Source organism: Streptomyces sp. NPDC087901, assembly GCF_044742205.1.
Classification (GTDB): Bacteria; Actinomycetota; Actinomycetes; order Streptomycetales; family Streptomycetaceae; genus Streptomyces.
Map to the genome: position 1 here is coordinate 31,323 of NZ_JBIUUC010000023.1, position 15,666 is coordinate 46,988.

Here is a 15,666-nt window from a genome sequence, read left to right on the forward strand (position 1 = left end):
CCACACGTACGACCGGAGAGGATGACGACTCACCCGTGGAGAGCGAACTTCCGGACATCTACTGCCCGTTCCCCCAGCAGACGAACCCGCACGTCGGGCACGTACGGGAACATCTCGACAGCTGGACCCGCAACACCGGCCTGGTGCACCGGGATTCAGCCAGGGACCGCTTCGAGCAGGCGGACTTCGGAGCCTTCGTCGGCATGGTCTACCCGTCCGCCGACAGTAAGAATCTGGACCTCGTCGCGGACTGGTTCGTCTGGCTGTTTCTCGTCGACGACCAACTGGACGACGGACACCTGGGCCGCAGCCCGGACCGCGTACGGGACGTCGTCGCGCTGATGCAGTCCGTGGTCGAGGGCTCCGGCACGGGCACCCTGGCCAACGAACGACTGCCGGCCGCGGTCGTCGCACTCACCGACCTGTGGCAACGCACGACGCCGGCCGCCGCGGCGCACTGGCGGCGGCGCTTCGCCTGGCACCTGATCACCTATCTCACGACGGCCACCACCTGGGAGGCCGGAAACCGCGCGGACGGCGTGGTCCCGTCCGAGGCGACGTACATCGAGAAGCGCCGCCACACGGGCGCGATACACGTCTGCATGGACCTGATAGAGATCGTGGCCGGCATCGAGGCGCCCGAGTCGATCCACAACGACCCGCGCTTCATCACCGCGCTCGAAGCCTCGTGCAACGTCGTGTGCTGGGCCAACGACGTCTACTCGTACGAGAAGGAACAGGTGCTCGGCGAGATCCACAACCTCGTCCATCTCGTCCGGCACCACCGGGGCTTCGGCAAGCAGCAGGCGCTGGAACACGTCTGTGCGGAGATCGCCACGGAGACCGAGCGCTTCCTGACCGCGGAGGCCGAGCTGCTGGCCGCGTACCCGCAGCTCGCCTGGATGCTGGAGCCCTATCTGGACGGGATGCGGAGCTGGATGCGCGGGAACCTCGACTGGTCCCGGCAGACGCCGCGCTACAACCCGGCCGACGTCAGCCAGTACAAGGAGCCCGCGCAGTATCTGGAGGCAACCGTCCTGGGCGTCGGGCAGGACTGAACGGGGCGCTGGGAACAGCCGGAAGGGGCGGGCGGTGTCCTCACCGCCCGCCCCTTCCGTTGTGTTCCGGGTCAGTCCCCGTCCGGGTCGGCCCGCTCCAGTGCGGGCCTGCGCGGCGCGGCCGAGTCCGTCAGCAGGAAGTCGGCCGCCGCGGTGTCGGTCACCAGGCTGGTGACGAGACCGGACCGCAGCACCGCTCCGATCGCCGCGGCCTTGCGCTGGCCTCCGGCGATAGCCACCACCTCGGGGATCCGGCGCAGCCGGTCCGCCTCGACGGTGATGCAGCGCTCGCCGAGGTCGCGGCCGACCCGCCGTCCGTCCGCGTCGAAGAGGTGGGCCGACATCTCGGCGGCGACACCGAGCGAGGCGTAGTGCTCACGCTCCTCGTCGGAGAGCATGTCGTGGACGGTGGAGATCCCGGGCTCCCAGGAGCCGATGGAGACGGCGGCGACGGTCACCTTGTCGAAGTACTCGAAGGCGCGCGCGATGCCCGTCTGGTGGCGCAGCGCGGCAGCCGTCGCCGGGTCGGGGAGCAGCATCGGCGCATAGATCGGGTGGGCCTCGCCCCCGGACACCTGCGCGGCCCGCCGGACGGCCTCGACCGAGCCGCGCTCGGCCGTTCCCGCGTCGTACACCCCGGTGAGCTGCACGACGGTGCACGGTGGCAGCCGGTCGAGGGCCGCCGCCATGTGGATGGTGGACCGTCCCCAGGCGAGGCCGAGCACATCACCCTCGTTCACCAGTTCGCCGAGTAGGTCGGCCGCGACCTCGCCCAGGTTCTCCGGGTCGGCGGCGTCGTCCTGCTCCTCCGCCGGGGATTCGACCACGACCGCGTGGCGCAGCCCGTAGCGGGCGCGGAGCGCGTCGGAGCGCTCGGCGTCCAGCTCGGCGGGGACCCGGATCTCGATCCGTACGAGGTCACGTTCCAGGGCCGTCTCCAGGACCCGGGCCACCTTGAAGCGGCTGACGCCGAATTCCTCGGCGATCTGGATCTTGGATTTGCCCTCGAGGTAGAAGCGGCGGGCCATGGCCGCCGCCTGCACCAGCTCCGCGGGCCCCATCCGCAGGGCGGACCGGCCCGCCGACATTGCAGACACCGCGTTCTCCTCACTGCTGTTCACGCTCTCGATACGCCGTTCATCCTGTCAGATACGGCGATCCTTGATCGGTCCCGTCGGACCGCGTTCATCTGCACTTGGCCTGGCTGCCCTGCAATCGGGGGCCGGAGCGGGTGTCTGCGCCGTCATCGGCGTCAGTGGCCGCACGCCCACCCCGCCGAGGCGATGGCCCCGTCGGCCTTGGCGCGCAGGGCACGGACGGCTTCGGCCGGGTCCTTGGCGCCGTACACGGCGGAACCCGCGACGAAGACGTCAGCCCCCGCCTCCGCGCACCGCTCGATCGTGGACTCGGAGACGCCGCCGTCGACCTGGAGCCACAGCTCGAGTCCGTGCTTGGAGATCAGTTCACGGGTGCGGCGGATCTTCGGCAGCATGATGTCGAGGAAGGCCTGGCCCCCGAAGCCGGGCTCCACCGTCATGATCAGCAGCATGTCGAGCTCGGGGAGCAGGTCCTCGTACGGCTCGATGGGCGTCGCCGGCCTGAGCGCCATGGACGCGCGGGCACCCTTGGCCCGGATCTCCCGCGCGAGCCGGACGGGGGCCGCAGCGGCCTCCGCGTGGAAGGTGACGGAGCCGGCCCCCGCCTCGACGTACTGCGGGGCCCAGCGGTCCGCGTCCTCGATCATCAGATGGCAGTCCAGCGGCGTGCTGGTGGCCCTGCTGAGCGATTCCACGATCGGGATGCCGAGCGTCAGATTGGGCACGAAGTGGTTGTCCATGACATCGACATGGAGCCAGTCGGCGCCGTCCACGGCCTGCGCCTCCTCGGCGAGACGTGCGAAGTCGGCGGAGAGAATACTGGGGTTGATCTGGGCCATGGGGCCAAGCCTGCCATGTTCTGGGGCACTTCCCCGCTTCGGTGCGCTCCAAAGCCTCACGGGATCATTACAGTTCGCACATTCCCGACCTTTTCGCCCCTGGCGCAGGTCTCCCGGGGCGATCAGGCGGTTCGCCGCAGCAGGGCCAGGTACATCGCGTCGGTGCCGTGCAGATGCGGCCAGAGCTGGACGTCCGGTCCGTCGCCCAGGGCGGGCACTCCGGGCATCAGCGGGCGGGCGTCCACCCACTCGGCCTCGACGGGTGCGCCGCCGCGGCCCTTGAGTACGTCCTCGACGACCACCCGGGTCTCCGCCAGGTGCGGGGAGCACGTCGCGTATCCGACGACGCCGCCGATCCGTACGGCTTTCAGCGCCTCGCGCAGCAGTCCGCGCTGGAGGGGCGCGAAGCTCTCCAGATCCTCCTTGCGACGGCGCCAGCGGGCCTCCGGACGGCGGCGCAGAGCGCCGAGGCCCGAGCACGGGACGTCCATCAGAATCCGGTCGAAGGTGTCGGGCAGCCACGGCGGGCGGGTGCCGTCGGCGGTGATCACCTGGTACGGGCCGGGGTTGCCGGCCAGCGAGCGCTCGACGAGGCGGGCCCGGTGGGGCTGCTTCTCGGCGGCCAGCAGTGCGGCGCCGCGGCCGGCGGCGAGGGCCGCCAGCAGGGCGGCCTTGCCACCGGGGCCGGCGCAGCCGTCGAGCCAGCGGGTGTCGCTGCCCTCCAGCGGGGCGTTGGCGAGGGCGGCGGCGACGAGCTGGCTGCCCTCGTCCTGGACGCCGGCCCGGCCCTCCTGCACGGCGCTCAGGGCGCCGGGCTCGCCGCCCTCGGCCATCCGCACGGCGTACGGGGACCAGCGGCCCGGGAGGCCGTTCTCCTCGCCGAGGGCGTCGAGCAGTTCATCGGTGGTGGAGCGTCCGGGGCGGGCGACCAGGGTCACCTCTGGCCGCTCGTTGTCGGCTTCGAGGAGGTCCTCGATGCCCGCGCGGCCGCCGCCCAGCGCGTCCCAGAGCGCCGAGACGACCCACCGGGGATGCGAGTGCACGACCGCCAGGTGGTCCTCGGCGTCGTCCTCGTACGAGGGGGCGACCCGCGCCACCCAGCCGTCGAGGTCGTCAGCGGACACCTTGCGCAGAACGGCGTTGACGAACTTGGCGCGCCCCTCACCGAGCACCACCCGGGCCAGCTCCACGCTCGCGGAGACCGCGGCGTGAGTCGGGATGCGGGTGCCCAGCAGCTGGTGCACGCCCATGTTCAGTACGTCGAGCACCGGCGGGTCGACCTCGACCAGCGGCCGGTCGATACAGGCGGCGACGATCGCGTCGTACGTGCCCTGGCGGCGCAGCGTCCCGTAGACCAGCTCGGTCGCCAGCGCCGCGTCCCGGTTGTCGAAGTCGCCCTTGGCCCGGGCCTTCTTCAGCAGCGGGGGCAGAACCAGGTTGGCGTACGCGTCGCGTTCGTCGACGGCCCTGAGGGCCTCGAAGGCGAGGAACCGGACCGGGTCCTTCTGCGGGCGGCGGTGCGGCTTGGCGGGACGGCGACGCGGCTGGTCGTTCACTGTGAAAGGTGCTCCGCTGATGGTGAGAGGACGAACCCGCCCAGCCTACGTCCCCGACCCGGCCCGCCGGTCCGCGAGAGCCCTCAGATCCCCACGAGCTCGCCCGGGACGATGCGCACTCCGCGCGCCCAGTCCGCGGCGCGCATCGGCTTCTTGCCCTGCGGCTGGACCCAGAGCAGCTCGATCGCATGCGATCCGGTGCCCACGTACACGTTGTTCTTGGCCGCTGCCAGCTCGCCGGGCGCCAGATCGGCCCGGTCCACGAAGGGCACGGCCTGGATCAGCTTGAGGCGCTCCCCGCGGAAGAGGGTCCAGGCGCCGGGGGCCGGGGTGCAGCCCCGGACCACCCGGTCGACGCGCAGGGCGGGCGCCGACCACTGGACCTGGGCGTCCTCGACGGTGATCTTCGGTGCGAGGGTGATGCCCTCGGTGGGCTGCGGCACGGCGTGAAGGGTGCCGTCCTCGATGCCGTCCATCGTCGCGGCGAGCAGCCCGGAGCCCGCGAACGCAAGCCGGGTCAGCAGATCGCCGCTGGTGTCGGTGGGCCGCACCTCTTCGGTAAGGACGCCGTAGACCGGCCCGGAGTCGAGCCCCTCCTCGATGAGGAAGGTGGAGGCCCCCGTCACCTCGTCGCCCGCCATGACGGCGTGCTGGACGGGCGCGGCGCCGCGCCAGGCGGGCAGCAGCGAGAAGTGCAGGTTGACCCAGCCGCGGGCCGGGATGTCGAGTGCGGTCTTGGGCAGCAGTGCTCCGTAGGCGACGACGGGGCAGCAGTCGGGCGCGATCTCCCGGAGCCGCGCCAGGAAGTCCTCGTCCCGTGGCCTGGCCGGCTTGAGCACCTCGATACCGGCCTCCTCCGCCCGCTCGGCGACGGGACTGGCCACCAGTCGGCGACCACGCCCCGCGGGCGCGTCGGGCCTGGTCACGACGGCGGCCACCTCATGGCGACCGGAGGCGATCAGTGCGTCCAGTGCGGGTACGGCTACCTCGGGGGTGCCTGCGAAGACGAGCTTCATGGGTGGCTGACTGCCTCTCAGGCCGAAACGTTACGGTGACGAGCAACGCACAAGTCTATGGGCCCGGAGGCCGGGAGGGCGCCGGGGGGCGTACGCGCGGTTGCGCGCCCCTCACATATGCGTATACGCCCCCGGAGCGTGACCAGATCCCCCGGTGAGGCGTTGGTCAAGAGAGATTGACCGAAGCGAGCCGCCCTGGTGCGGCCCGATCCCTTTCAACGCCGGTTCGAGAGGCTTCTTCATGGCCGACCACGCAACCCACGACGCCCAAGCGCGGGCCAGCCTGCATCTCCTGGTGCGGGACATCGAGCGGGTCCGGCGGCAGGTGGACGCACTGCGCACACTCACCGCGCAGCTGGGCAACGTCTACCGTCCACGCCGCTCCGGCCCCTCCGCGGGCTTCGTCGTCTACGGCAGGGCCCCGGCCCCCACCGTCAGGCTGGCCCAGGAACTGCGGGACAGCGTCGAGACCCTGGTCACGGCGGCAGTGGACTTCGACCGTTCGCTGGGCTTCTCCTGGGACGCGGTGGGCTCCGCGCTCGGAGTCACCAAGCAGGCGGTCCACCGCCGCTACGGCGCACGGCGCGCCGCTCCTCAGCCGGTGCCGGCCGAGAGCGTGGCCGAAGGCGTGGCGCAACGTCCGTTGTCGGCGGTCCCCGGGTCCCCCACCGGCGCGCTGCCCTCCGTCCCCGCCGCGCTGCCTTCCGTCCCGGCCGCGCTGCCCTCCGTCCCCGCCGCGCGCTCGATGCCGCCGCAGCCGTCCGCGGACCGCCCGCCGCTGCGCGAGGAGCTGCGTCCGGGCGCCTTCCCGGGACCGCGCAACGGCTGACCGTCCCCGGTCCTCGGTGCGGGGTTCCGTCCTCAATCGCCGGACGGGCTTGGGTGCGGGTCCCCCGTGGGGCGCTTCACCTCGTGGGTGGGGGTGGGGTCCCTTCGGGGCGTCTCCTCAGAAATGGCGTGTGCACCCGGGACCGTGATGAACCCGGGTCGTACGCCATTTCCTGCGGGGACCCCCCTGCACGCCCCCACCCTGCATCGGCAGCGTCTGCACGCCAGTGGGAAGACTGCCGCAGACGCAAGGCGGCCGGGTCCGGGGCCGTGCAGGGGAGTCCCCGCAGGACGACGAACTACCCGGCCCGCTACGCGTACCCGCGGAACGTTCGTCGTCCGAGGAGACACCCCGGAGGGGCCCCGGACCCCCACCCACCGGGCCACGGCGCACCCCCACGGGGACACCCGCACAAACAAGCCCGTCCGGCGATTGAGGACGGAACCCCCGCCCCGGACAGGGGCAAGGCTCAGAGCCGCACCCCGCAGGGAACCCGCACCGTCACCCGATGTCGGGCGGGTCCACTCTGATCCGGACCGCACCGCCGACGCCACCCCCGCCGCCCCCACGGGACATGCGTGAGGCCTGCGCCCCCTTCAGCGCGGCCGCCAGAGCCGCCCCGCTGCCCGGTGGCACCCTGACCAGGGCCCGCTCCCAGGTCTCGCCCACAGGGGCGTCGGAGGAGCGGCGGGGCCGTCCGGGCTCGCTGCCCGTCACCGGCACCGGACCGAGCACCTGGGCGTCCGGCGGCAGCTCCGCGGCGGCCAGGAACGCGGCGAGCGCCTCCGGTGTCCCCGTCACCGACGCCATCCGGGACACCGGCGGAAAGCCCAGCTCGGCCCGTTCCGCGAGTTCACGCCGGGCGTGTCCGACCGGGTCCCAGCGCACCAGGGCCTGCACGGGCCGCAGCGTCGGCTCGGCGACGATCACCACCGTTCCGCCCTCCGGCTGCCCCCGTACCAGCGCGGCGGCGGCCGTCCAGCGGCGCAGCGCCTCCTCACCGGCCCGCAGGTCGGGGCGGCCGACCATCGCCCAGCCGTCCAGCAGCAACGCCGCCGCGTACCCGCCGTCGGCGACCGGCTCGGCGCCCGGGGTGCTGACCACCAGCGCGGGCTGGTCGGGCACCGAGTCCAGGATGTGGTCACGGCCGGAGGTGCGTACCGGCACGGCGGGGAAGGCCCGGCCGAGCTCCTCCGCGGTCCGGCGGGCACCGACGATCTGTGCTCGCAGCCGGCGGGAGCCACAGGCGACGCAGTGCCAGGAGGTCTCGGCCTTCCCGCACCAGGCGCAGTTCAGACCCTGCTGGTCGGGCGCCTCCAGCGGCCCGGCACAGTGCCGGCACCGCGCGGGCTCCCGGCAGCGCTCGCAGGCCAGCCGGGGGGCGTAGCCGCGGCGCGGCACCTGCACCAGCACCGGTCCCGTGCGCAGCCCGTCGCGCACGGTCTGCCAGGCCAGGCTCGGCAGCCGGGCGGTCCGGGCGGCCCCGTCCCGCGCGAGTTCGGCGTCGCCGACGGTACGGACCAGGGGCGCCGCGATCCGCAGCTGTTCCCGGTCCGCGCGCAGCGGCAGCGCCCAGCCGCTCTCGACCAGCTGCGCGGCCTCCACGGTGCAGCTGGTCCCGCCGAGCAGGAAGGCGCACCGGCCGTGCGCGGCCCGCAGCTCCAGGACCTCGCGGACATGCGGGAAGGGGGCGTTGTCATCGCTGTGGCTCGAGTCCCCGTCGTCCCAGATCGCGACCAGGCCGAGGTCGGCGACGGGGGCGAACATCGCGGCCCGGGTCCCGACGACAGCCCGGACGGCTCCGCGGCTCACGGCGAGCCACTCCCGGTACCGCTTCTCGGGCCCCGAACCGGCCGTCAGAGTTGCGTGGCGGCCTTCGCCGAGCAGTCCGGTCAGGGCGGCGTCGACGCGCCCCGCGGTCCGCCCGTCGGGGACGACGACCAGCGCGCCGCGTCCCGACGCGAGGGTCGCGGCGACGGCTGCGGCGATCTCCTGGGGCCAGTGCGGACCCGGCAGCGCGGTCCACACCGCCCGGGGCGCTCCCCCGTCGGCCAGCGCCGACAGGAAGGCGGGGCCCTGCGCGTACCGCTCCCAGGTGCCGGGCGACGGCGGCGGGGGCGGGGGCAGCGGCTCCGGCGAGGGCTTGGCCTCGGCCCGGGCGTTCCTCGGCGGCACCGCGAGCTGAAGGACATCGGCGAGGCTGCCCGCGTACCTGTCGGCGACGGCGCGCGCGAGTGAGAGCAGATCCGGGCCGAGGACCGGTTCGGGCGAGACCACGGAGGCGAGCGCGGCGAGCGCCCCGCTGTAGTCGGACTCGGCCAGCCGCTCGACCAGGAATCCGTCGATGAGCCCGCCGCCCTCGCGGCGCCCTCCCCGGACGTTGCGCCCCCCGGCCCCAAATCGCACCCGCACCCGCACGCCGGGCTGCGCCTCGGCGTCGAGCTCCTCGGGCACGGCGTAGTCGAAGTACTGGTCGAGGTGGAGCGCGCCCTTGTTGACCAGCACGCGGGCGACAGGAAGCTCATTGGCGAGTGCGGCCCCGCGCCAGGTCCGCGGTTTGGCGCGCGGCACCTTGGCCCGGCGCACGGTCTCCCGGATCAGCGCAAGCTGCTCCGGTTCCCCGGCACCGGGCTCGTCGGACCGCTTGTCGTCGCTGCTCACAGCCAAATTCCTACCAGACGCCACTGACAGCCGAGGCCGCCGATCACCCGTGGCCGCAGATCACCCGTGGCCACGCGGCCGGGCCGGCTCGGGCCGCCCGGCTCGACTCGGAGGGACCGGCTCGGGCAGCCCGGCTCAGGCAGCCCGGTCGGACAGCCCGTCCGAACACAGACGCGCCGGAGCCCGGACACCGTGAAGGCATCCGGGCTCCGGCATACGTGCGACGCCCCCGGAAGGGCGGCCGGCAGGCCTACAGGCCCGCGGCCTTGCGCAGCGCGTCCACGCGATCGGTGCGCTCCCACGTGAAGTCGGGGAGCTCGCGGCCGAAGTGGCCGTACGCAGCGGTCTGGGCGTAGATCGGGCGCAGCAGGTCGAGGTCGCGGATGATCGCGGCCGGGCGGAGGTCGAAGACCTCGCCGATGGCGTGCTCGATCTTCTCGGTCTCGATCGAGGCGGTGCCGAAGGTCTCCACGAAGAGGCCGACCGGCTCGGCCTTGCCGATCGCGTACGCGACCTGCACCTCGCACCGGGCGGCGAGGCCCGCCGCGACGACGTTCTTGGCGACCCAGCGCATCGCGTACGCGGCCGAGCGGTCCACCTTCGACGGGTCCTTGCCCGAGAAGGCACCGCCGCCGTGACGGGCCATGCCGCCGTACGTGTCGATGATGATCTTGCGACCGGTCAGGCCGGCGTCGCCCATCGGGCCGCCGATCTCGAAGCGACCGGTCGGGTTGACCAGCAGGCGGTAGCCGTCGGTGTCGAGCTTGATGCCGTCCTCGATGAGCTGGTTCAGGACGTGCTCGACGACGAACTCGCGGATGTCGGGAGCGAGCAGCGAGTCGAGGTCGATGTCGCTCGCGTGCTGCGAGGAGACGACGACCGTGTCGAGACGGATGGCCTTGTCGCCGTCGTACTCGATGGTGACCTGGGTCTTGCCGTCGGGGCGCAGGTACGGGATCGTCCCGTTCTTGCGGACCTCGGACAGCCGGCGCGAGAGCCGGTGCGCGACGTGGATCGGCAGCGGCATGAGCTCGGGCGTCTCGTCGCAGGCGTAGCCGAACATGAGGCCCTGGTCACCGGCGCCCTGCTTGTCGAGCTCGTCCTCGTCGCCTTCGACCCGCTTCTCGTACGCGGTGTCGACGCCCTGTGCGATGTCGGGCGACTGTGCGCCGATGGACACCGAGACACCGCAGGAGGCGCCGTCGAAGCCCTTCTTCGAAGAGTCGTAGCCGATCTCCAGGATCCGGTTACGGACCAGTGTCGGGATGTCGGCGTAGGCCTTGGTCGTGACCTCACCCGCAACATGCACCAGACCGGTGGTGATCAAGGTCTCGACTGCGACGCGCGACGTCGGGTCCTCGCGCAGAAGTGCATCAAGAATGGTGTCGCTGATCTGGTCAGCGATCTTGTCGGGGTGACCCTCGGTGACTGACTCCGAGGTGAAGAGGCGGCGGGACACATCGCTCCCTGGGGTTGCAGCGGCTGCTGGCTGATCATTGGCGGTCGGCCCGGGAGCTGCGCCCGGTACGAACCTCGACCAGTTTATCGGTCGGCTCCGGCTGTCGGACAACATGTCTCGCCCTTTGGGAGATCTGTGACATGCGGCACCGCCGCCCGGCGTTCCCCGAAGGCCGCCCGAAAGGGCCGTTCGTGCCCGTATTGCAAGGGATCGGCCCATCGGGACGGCGACACGGGAAATTCACCCGAGACGCGCCGACACGAGATCCCAGACCGTGTCGGCGAGTGCTTCCTTGGGTCCGTGGGGCACCGGGGTCTCGCTCCCATCGGCCGCGAGCACCACCGCCTCGTTCTCCTCCGAGCCGAAGGTCTTGCGCTCCCCCACCTCGTTGACCACCAGCAGGTCACAGCCCTTGCGGCGCAGCTTCTCCCGGCCGTTGGCGAGGACGTTGTCGGTCTCGGCGGCGAACCCGACGACGACCTGTCCCGGTGCGGCGCGGTCGGCCGCCACCTCGGCGAGGATGTCCGGATTGCGCACGAGGGCGAGGGGGGCGGGCTCCTGGCCGTCCTTCTTCTTGATCTTCCCCGTCACGTACTGAGCCGGGCGGAAGTCGGCGACCGCCGCCGCCATCACCACGACGTCGGCGTCAGCGGCCGCCTTCAGTACGGCTTCGCGAAGCTGCACCGCGGTGCCCACGCGGACGATGTCGGCGCCGGACGGATCGGGCAGACCGGTGTTGGCCTCGACGAGCGTGACCCGGGCGCCGCGGGCGACGGCGGTGCGGGCGAGTGCGTACCCCTGCTTGCCGGAGGAACGGTTGCCGAGGTAGCGGACCGGGTCGAGCGGTTCACGCGTGCCGCCCGCGCTGATCACCACATGGCGGCCGGCGAGGTCGGGGGCGACGGGGCCGCGGGCCAGGACGCGGCGGCAGACCTCGAAGATCTCCCCCGGATCCGGCAGCCGGCCCTTGCCGGTGTCAACGCCCGTGAGACGCCCCACGGCGGGCTCGATGACGACGGCACCCCGGCGGCGCAGGGTGGCGACGTTCTCCTGGGTGGCCGGGTGTTCCCACATCTCGGTGTGCATGGCGGGCGCGAAGACGACCGGACAGCGGGCGGTCAGCAGGGTGTTGGTGAGCAGGTCGTCGGCCAGGCCGTGGGCCGCCTTGGCGAGCATGTCGGCGGTGGCGGGGGCGACGACGACGAGGTCGGCGTGCTGTCCGATCCGCACGTGCGGGACCTCGTGGACGTCGTTCCAGACCTCGGTGGAGACCGGATGGCCGGAGAGCGCCGACCAGGTGGCGGCGCCCACGAAGTGGAGCGACGACTCGGTCGGGACGACCCGTACGTCATGTCCGGACTCGGTCAGCCGGCGCAGCAGCTCGCACGCCTTGTACGCGGCGATGCCCCCGCTGACCCCCAGAACGACCTTCGGCTTGTCCACTGCGTCTCCCCGCACTCGGATACGTACGCGCTCGCGCTCCGTACATCCCCCATGCTGCCTCACCGCCGTGGGCGCGGGCCCGTCGCCCCGGACACACCACAGGCCCAGCGGTCATGACCGCCGGGCCTGTGATGAAGGTGCGTTCTCCTGCTTACTGCGCGGGGCCCTCGATGGCCTCGGAGGTGAGCAGGCCCGCGTTGATCTCGCGGAGCGCGATCGAGAGCGGCTTCTCGTGGACGTGGGTGTCGACGAGCGGACCGACGTACTCGAGGAGTCCCTCACCGAGCTGCGAGTAGTACGCGTTGATCTGACGCGCGCGCTTGGCGGCGTAGATCACGAGGCTGTACTTCGAGTCGGTTGCTTCGAGGAGCTCATCAATCGGCGGGTTGATGATGCCCTCGGGCGTGGTGATGGAAGAGGACACTCTCTGCCTTCCGAAGGGGGTGAAGATCAAAGAAATCTTTGACAGTCAGGGGCTTTGTGGCCGGTGCCCCCGTGCCGGTGCGGTCATTGTGCTCATTCGCCGCCGGCACGGTGGCCGGAAGCCTCCAGCATCAAGGCTAGCAGCTCACGCGCCACATCCTCGACGGAGGTGTTGACGAGCGTCGTATCGAACTCGGATTCGGAGGCCAGTTCGACCTTCGCCGCGGCGAGACGGCGCTCGATCACCTCGGGCGCCTCGGTGCCGCGTCCGGTGAGCCGGCGCACCAGCTCGTCCCAGCTCGGCGGGGCGAGGAAGACCAGCTGGGCGTCCGCCATGGACTGCCGGACCAGCCGGGCACCCTGGAGGTCGATCTCCAGCAGCACCGGCTCACCGTTCTCCAGCCGCTCCTGCACGGCGCGGCGCGGCGTGCCGTAGCGGTTGCCGGCGAACTCGGCCCACTCCAGCAGCTCACCGTTGGCGATCAGCTTGTCGAACTCCTCGTTGTCCACGAAGAAGTAGTGAACGCCGTTGCGTTCGCCGGGGCGGGGCTTGCGGGTCGTCGCCGACACCGAGAGCCAGACCTCGGGGTGAACCTTGCGCATATGCGCGACGACCGTGCTCTTGCCGACCCCCGAGGGGCCGGAGAGCACGGTCAGCCGCGGACGTACGTCCGGGGGTACGGGGGACGTCCCCCGGGATGTAGCAACCATGGGGCGATTATCCCGGTTCTCAGGAGTGCCTGAGACCGTCAGGCGGGACTGCCGCCGAACTCACGCTCCAGGGATGCGATCTGGTTGGAGCCAAGACCCCGGACCCGGCGGCTCTCGGAGATGCCGAGCCGCTCCATGATCTGCTTGGCGCGGACCTTGCCCACGCCGGGCAGGGACTCCAGCAGGGCGGAGACCTTCATCTTGCCGATGACGTCGTTCTCCTGTCCCGACTTGATGACCTCATGGAGGGAGGCGCCGGAGTGCTTGAGTCGATTCTTGACCTCGGCCCGCTCCCGGCGAGCCGCGGCGGCCTTTTCGAGCGCGGCTGCGCGCTGTTCAGGGGTAAGGGGCGGAAGAGCCACGCCTACGTCACCTCGGATGTCGATCTGTCGGATACGGACCGGTGAGGCAACGGGATCGCCCCTCACCTGGTGAGCCGCGAACAACCTGTGCTCGTTGGCTCTCGACGGAGACTAGCGGCCAAGGCCGCCGGAGTCAGCGAGAACAGACGAAAAGTCCTGGTCAGCCTTAGCCGACCAGGACATTCCTGGCATAACACCTGAGTTTTTTGGTCAGGATTCCGTCAACAGCGCGTTACGTGGCAGTGTCAGCCGTCCGAGACGGCCGCGCGGACCTCGTCCGCGAACCGTTCGGCGGCTTCGCGCAGCCCTGACGCGTCCGGACCGTGGCGCAGCACGCCCCGGCTGACGCTGGGCACCACGTTGCCGACCGCGTCGCCGAAGACCCCGGGAAGATCCGCGGGCGTGGCGCCCTGGGCGCCGATGCCGGGCGCGAGCAGCGGGCCGTTGATCGCGAGGTTCGCACCCGCGTCGCCGAGCGTCGCCCCGACCACCGCGCCCACCGAGCCGAGCGGGGTTGCCCCCTCGTTCTCGGCGGCCATGTGGTCGAGCATCACCTGCGCCAGCGAACGGCCGTCGGCCGCGGTGGCACGCTGCACCTCGGCACCCTCCGGGTTGGAGGTGAGGGCCAGCACGAAGACGCCCGAACCGGAGACCGCCGCGGCGTCGAGCGCCGGCCGCAGCGAGCCGAAGCCGAGGTACGGCGAGACCGTGACCGCGTCCGAGAACAGCGGCGAGTCCTTGTCCAGGTAGGTCGCGGCGTAGGCGCCCATGGTCGAACCGATGTCGCCGCGCTTGGCGTCCATCAGAACCAGCGCGCCCGCTGCCCTGGCCTCCTCGACGGCCTTCTCCAGCACGGCGACGCCGCGCGAGCCGAACCTCTCGAAGAACGCGGACTGCGGCTTGAGCACCGCGACCCGGTCGGCCAGTGCCTCGACGACCGTACGGGTGAAGCGCTCCAGGCCCGCGACGTCGTCACCGAGCCCCCAGGAGCTCAGCAGGGACGCGTGCGGGTCGATGCCGACGCAGAGCGGTCCACGGGTGTCCATGGCGTGGCGCAGACGTGCGCCGAAGGGGTCCTGGGTCATTTCACGGCCTTCCGGGTTTCCGCGCCGACCGCGTCGGCGAGGGTCGCGTACGGGGAGGCGGCCAGGCGCGCGGCCAGACCCTTGTGGATCGCGCGGGCGTAGAACGGGCCCTCGTAGATGAAGGCGCTGTAGCCCTGCACGAGCGTGGCGCCCGCCAGGATGCGCTGCCAGGCGTCCTCGGCGTTCTCGATGCCGCCGACGCCCACCAGGGTGATCCGGTCGCCCACGCGCCCGTACAGGCGCCCCAGGACCTCCAGGGAGCGCTCCTTGAGGGGCGCGCCGGACAGTCCTCCGGTCTCCTTGACCTGGGAGGCCGGGGACTTCAGTCCCAGGCCCTCGCGGGCGATGGTGGTGTTGGTCGCGATGATGCCGTCCAGACCCAGTTCGACGGCGAGGTCGGCGACGGCGTCGACGTCCTCGTCCGCGAGGTCGGGGGCGATCTTGACGAGCAGCGGGACCCGGCGGGCGGTCACGGTCCGGTCGGCCGCCTCGCGCACGGCGGTCAGCAGCGGGCGCAGCGACTCGGTGGCCTGGAGGTTGCGCAGTCCCGGGGTGTTGGGCGAGGAGACGTTGACGACGAGGTAGTCGGCGTGGCGGGCGAGTGCCTCGGTCGACTTCACGTAGTCGGCGGCCGCTTCGGCCTCGGGGACGACCTTCGTCTTGCCGATGTTGACGCCGACGGTGGTACGGATGACCGGCACGCGGGCGGCCAGGCGTTCGGCCACGGCGGCCGAACCCTCGTTGTTGAAGCCCATGCGGTTGATCAGCGCGCGGTCCGCCACAAGGCGGAACAGGCGCTTCTTCGGGTTGCCCGGCTGCGGTTCACCGGTCACCGTGCCGATCTCGACATGGTCGAAGCCGAGCATGGCCATGCCGTCGATCGCGATCGCGTTCTTGTCGAAGCCCGCGGCGAGGCCGAAGGGGCCGTGCATCCGCAGACCGAGGGCCTCGGTGCGCAGCTCCTGGTAGCGGGGGGCGAGCGCGGCGGCCACGAAGGTGCGCAGGACGGGGGTGCGGGCGGCCAGGCGGATCCAGCGGAAGGCCAGGTGGTGGGCCTGCTCGGGGTCCATCCGCTTGAAGACGAGCTGGAAGAAGAGCTTGTACATCGGGGGTGTGTCCTCGGTGTC

At 71.8% G+C, this 15,666-nt stretch carries 14 protein-coding genes; 2 read left to right on the forward strand and 12 right to left on the reverse strand.

What is annotated here, in order from left to right:
- The first annotated feature begins 35 nt into the window (after positions 1 to 35).
- Complete coding sequence (locus ACIOEW_RS38810) at positions 36 to 1,058, forward strand: terpene cyclase (RefSeq protein WP_362555020.1); 1,023 nt, start codon at positions 36 to 38, stop codon at positions 1,056 to 1,058.
- A gap of 71 nt (positions 1,059 to 1,129) precedes the next feature.
- Here ACIOEW_RS38810 and ACIOEW_RS38815 read toward each other — a convergent pair whose 3' ends face one another.
- From ACIOEW_RS38815 to fmt, 4 genes are all read right to left on the reverse strand, one after another.
- Positions 1,130 to 2,146, reverse strand: a complete 1,017-nt coding sequence (locus ACIOEW_RS38815; protein ID WP_362555082.1) for a sugar-binding domain-containing protein — start codon at positions 2,144 to 2,146, stop codon at positions 1,130 to 1,132.
- Positions 2,147 to 2,310: 164 nt separating this feature from the next.
- Entirely contained in the window at positions 2,311 to 2,994 is a 684-nt protein-coding gene (gene rpe, locus ACIOEW_RS38820; RefSeq protein ID WP_362555022.1) for a ribulose-phosphate 3-epimerase, read from the reverse strand.
- 122 nt (positions 2,995 to 3,116) lie between these two features.
- The gene (locus tag ACIOEW_RS38825) at positions 3,117 to 4,550 is read right to left on the reverse strand and encodes a transcription antitermination factor NusB (RefSeq protein ID WP_362555024.1); all 1,434 of its coding nucleotides are present in this window, start codon (positions 4,548 to 4,550) and stop codon (positions 3,117 to 3,119) included.
- A gap of 83 nt (positions 4,551 to 4,633) precedes the next feature.
- On the reverse strand, positions 4,634 to 5,566 hold the full coding sequence (gene fmt / locus ACIOEW_RS38830; RefSeq protein WP_362555026.1) for a methionyl-tRNA formyltransferase: 933 nt from the start codon (positions 5,564 to 5,566) through the stop codon (positions 4,634 to 4,636).
- A 241-nt stretch (positions 5,567 to 5,807) separates the two neighbouring features.
- Here fmt and ACIOEW_RS38835 point away from each other — a divergent pair, with 241 nt between their 5' ends.
- Complete coding sequence (locus ACIOEW_RS38835) at positions 5,808 to 6,395, forward strand: hypothetical protein (RefSeq protein ID WP_401970067.1); 588 nt, start codon at positions 5,808 to 5,810, stop codon at positions 6,393 to 6,395.
- 501 nt (positions 6,396 to 6,896) lie between these two features.
- Here the strand turns inward: ACIOEW_RS38835 and ACIOEW_RS38840 are convergent.
- The 8 genes from ACIOEW_RS38840 to ACIOEW_RS38875 all read right to left on the reverse strand — a co-directional run bounded on the left by ACIOEW_RS38840 (position 6,897) and on the right by ACIOEW_RS38875 (position 15,645).
- A complete protein-coding gene (locus tag ACIOEW_RS38840) occupies positions 6,897 to 9,056 on the reverse strand; it encodes a primosomal protein N' (protein ID WP_401970068.1) in 2,160 nt (719 codons plus the stop codon).
- Positions 9,057 to 9,306: 250 nt separating this feature from the next.
- Positions 9,307 to 10,515, reverse strand: coding sequence for a methionine adenosyltransferase (metK, locus tag ACIOEW_RS38845; protein WP_362555032.1), 1,209 nt, complete (start codon positions 10,513 to 10,515; stop codon positions 9,307 to 9,309).
- Between the two features lie 240 nt (positions 10,516 to 10,755).
- Positions 10,756 to 11,958: a bifunctional phosphopantothenoylcysteine decarboxylase/phosphopantothenate--cysteine ligase CoaBC gene (gene coaBC, locus ACIOEW_RS38850; protein ID WP_401970071.1), complete on the reverse strand. Its 1,203-nt coding sequence runs from the start codon at positions 11,956 to 11,958 to the stop codon at positions 10,756 to 10,758.
- A gap of 151 nt (positions 11,959 to 12,109) precedes the next feature.
- Positions 12,110 to 12,382, reverse strand: a complete 273-nt coding sequence (gene rpoZ / locus ACIOEW_RS38855; RefSeq protein ID WP_003970369.1) for a DNA-directed RNA polymerase subunit omega — start codon at positions 12,380 to 12,382, stop codon at positions 12,110 to 12,112.
- A 92-nt stretch (positions 12,383 to 12,474) separates the two neighbouring features.
- The gene (gene gmk, locus ACIOEW_RS38860) at positions 12,475 to 13,092 is read right to left on the reverse strand and encodes a guanylate kinase (protein ID WP_350996256.1); all 618 of its coding nucleotides are present in this window, start codon (positions 13,090 to 13,092) and stop codon (positions 12,475 to 12,477) included.
- Positions 13,093 to 13,130: 38 nt separating this feature from the next.
- On the reverse strand, positions 13,131 to 13,454 hold the full coding sequence (locus ACIOEW_RS38865; protein WP_024490957.1) for an integration host factor: 324 nt from the start codon (positions 13,452 to 13,454) through the stop codon (positions 13,131 to 13,133).
- 245 nt (positions 13,455 to 13,699) lie between these two features.
- Entirely contained in the window at positions 13,700 to 14,539 is an 840-nt protein-coding gene (gene pyrF, locus ACIOEW_RS38870; RefSeq protein WP_401970074.1) for an orotidine-5'-phosphate decarboxylase, read from the reverse strand.
- The gene (locus ACIOEW_RS38875) at positions 14,536 to 15,645 is read right to left on the reverse strand and encodes a quinone-dependent dihydroorotate dehydrogenase (protein ID WP_401970077.1); all 1,110 of its coding nucleotides are present in this window, start codon (positions 15,643 to 15,645) and stop codon (positions 14,536 to 14,538) included. Before ACIOEW_RS38875 ends, pyrF begins: the two co-directional genes overlap by 4 nt.
- Positions 15,646 to 15,666 lie beyond the last annotated feature (21 nt).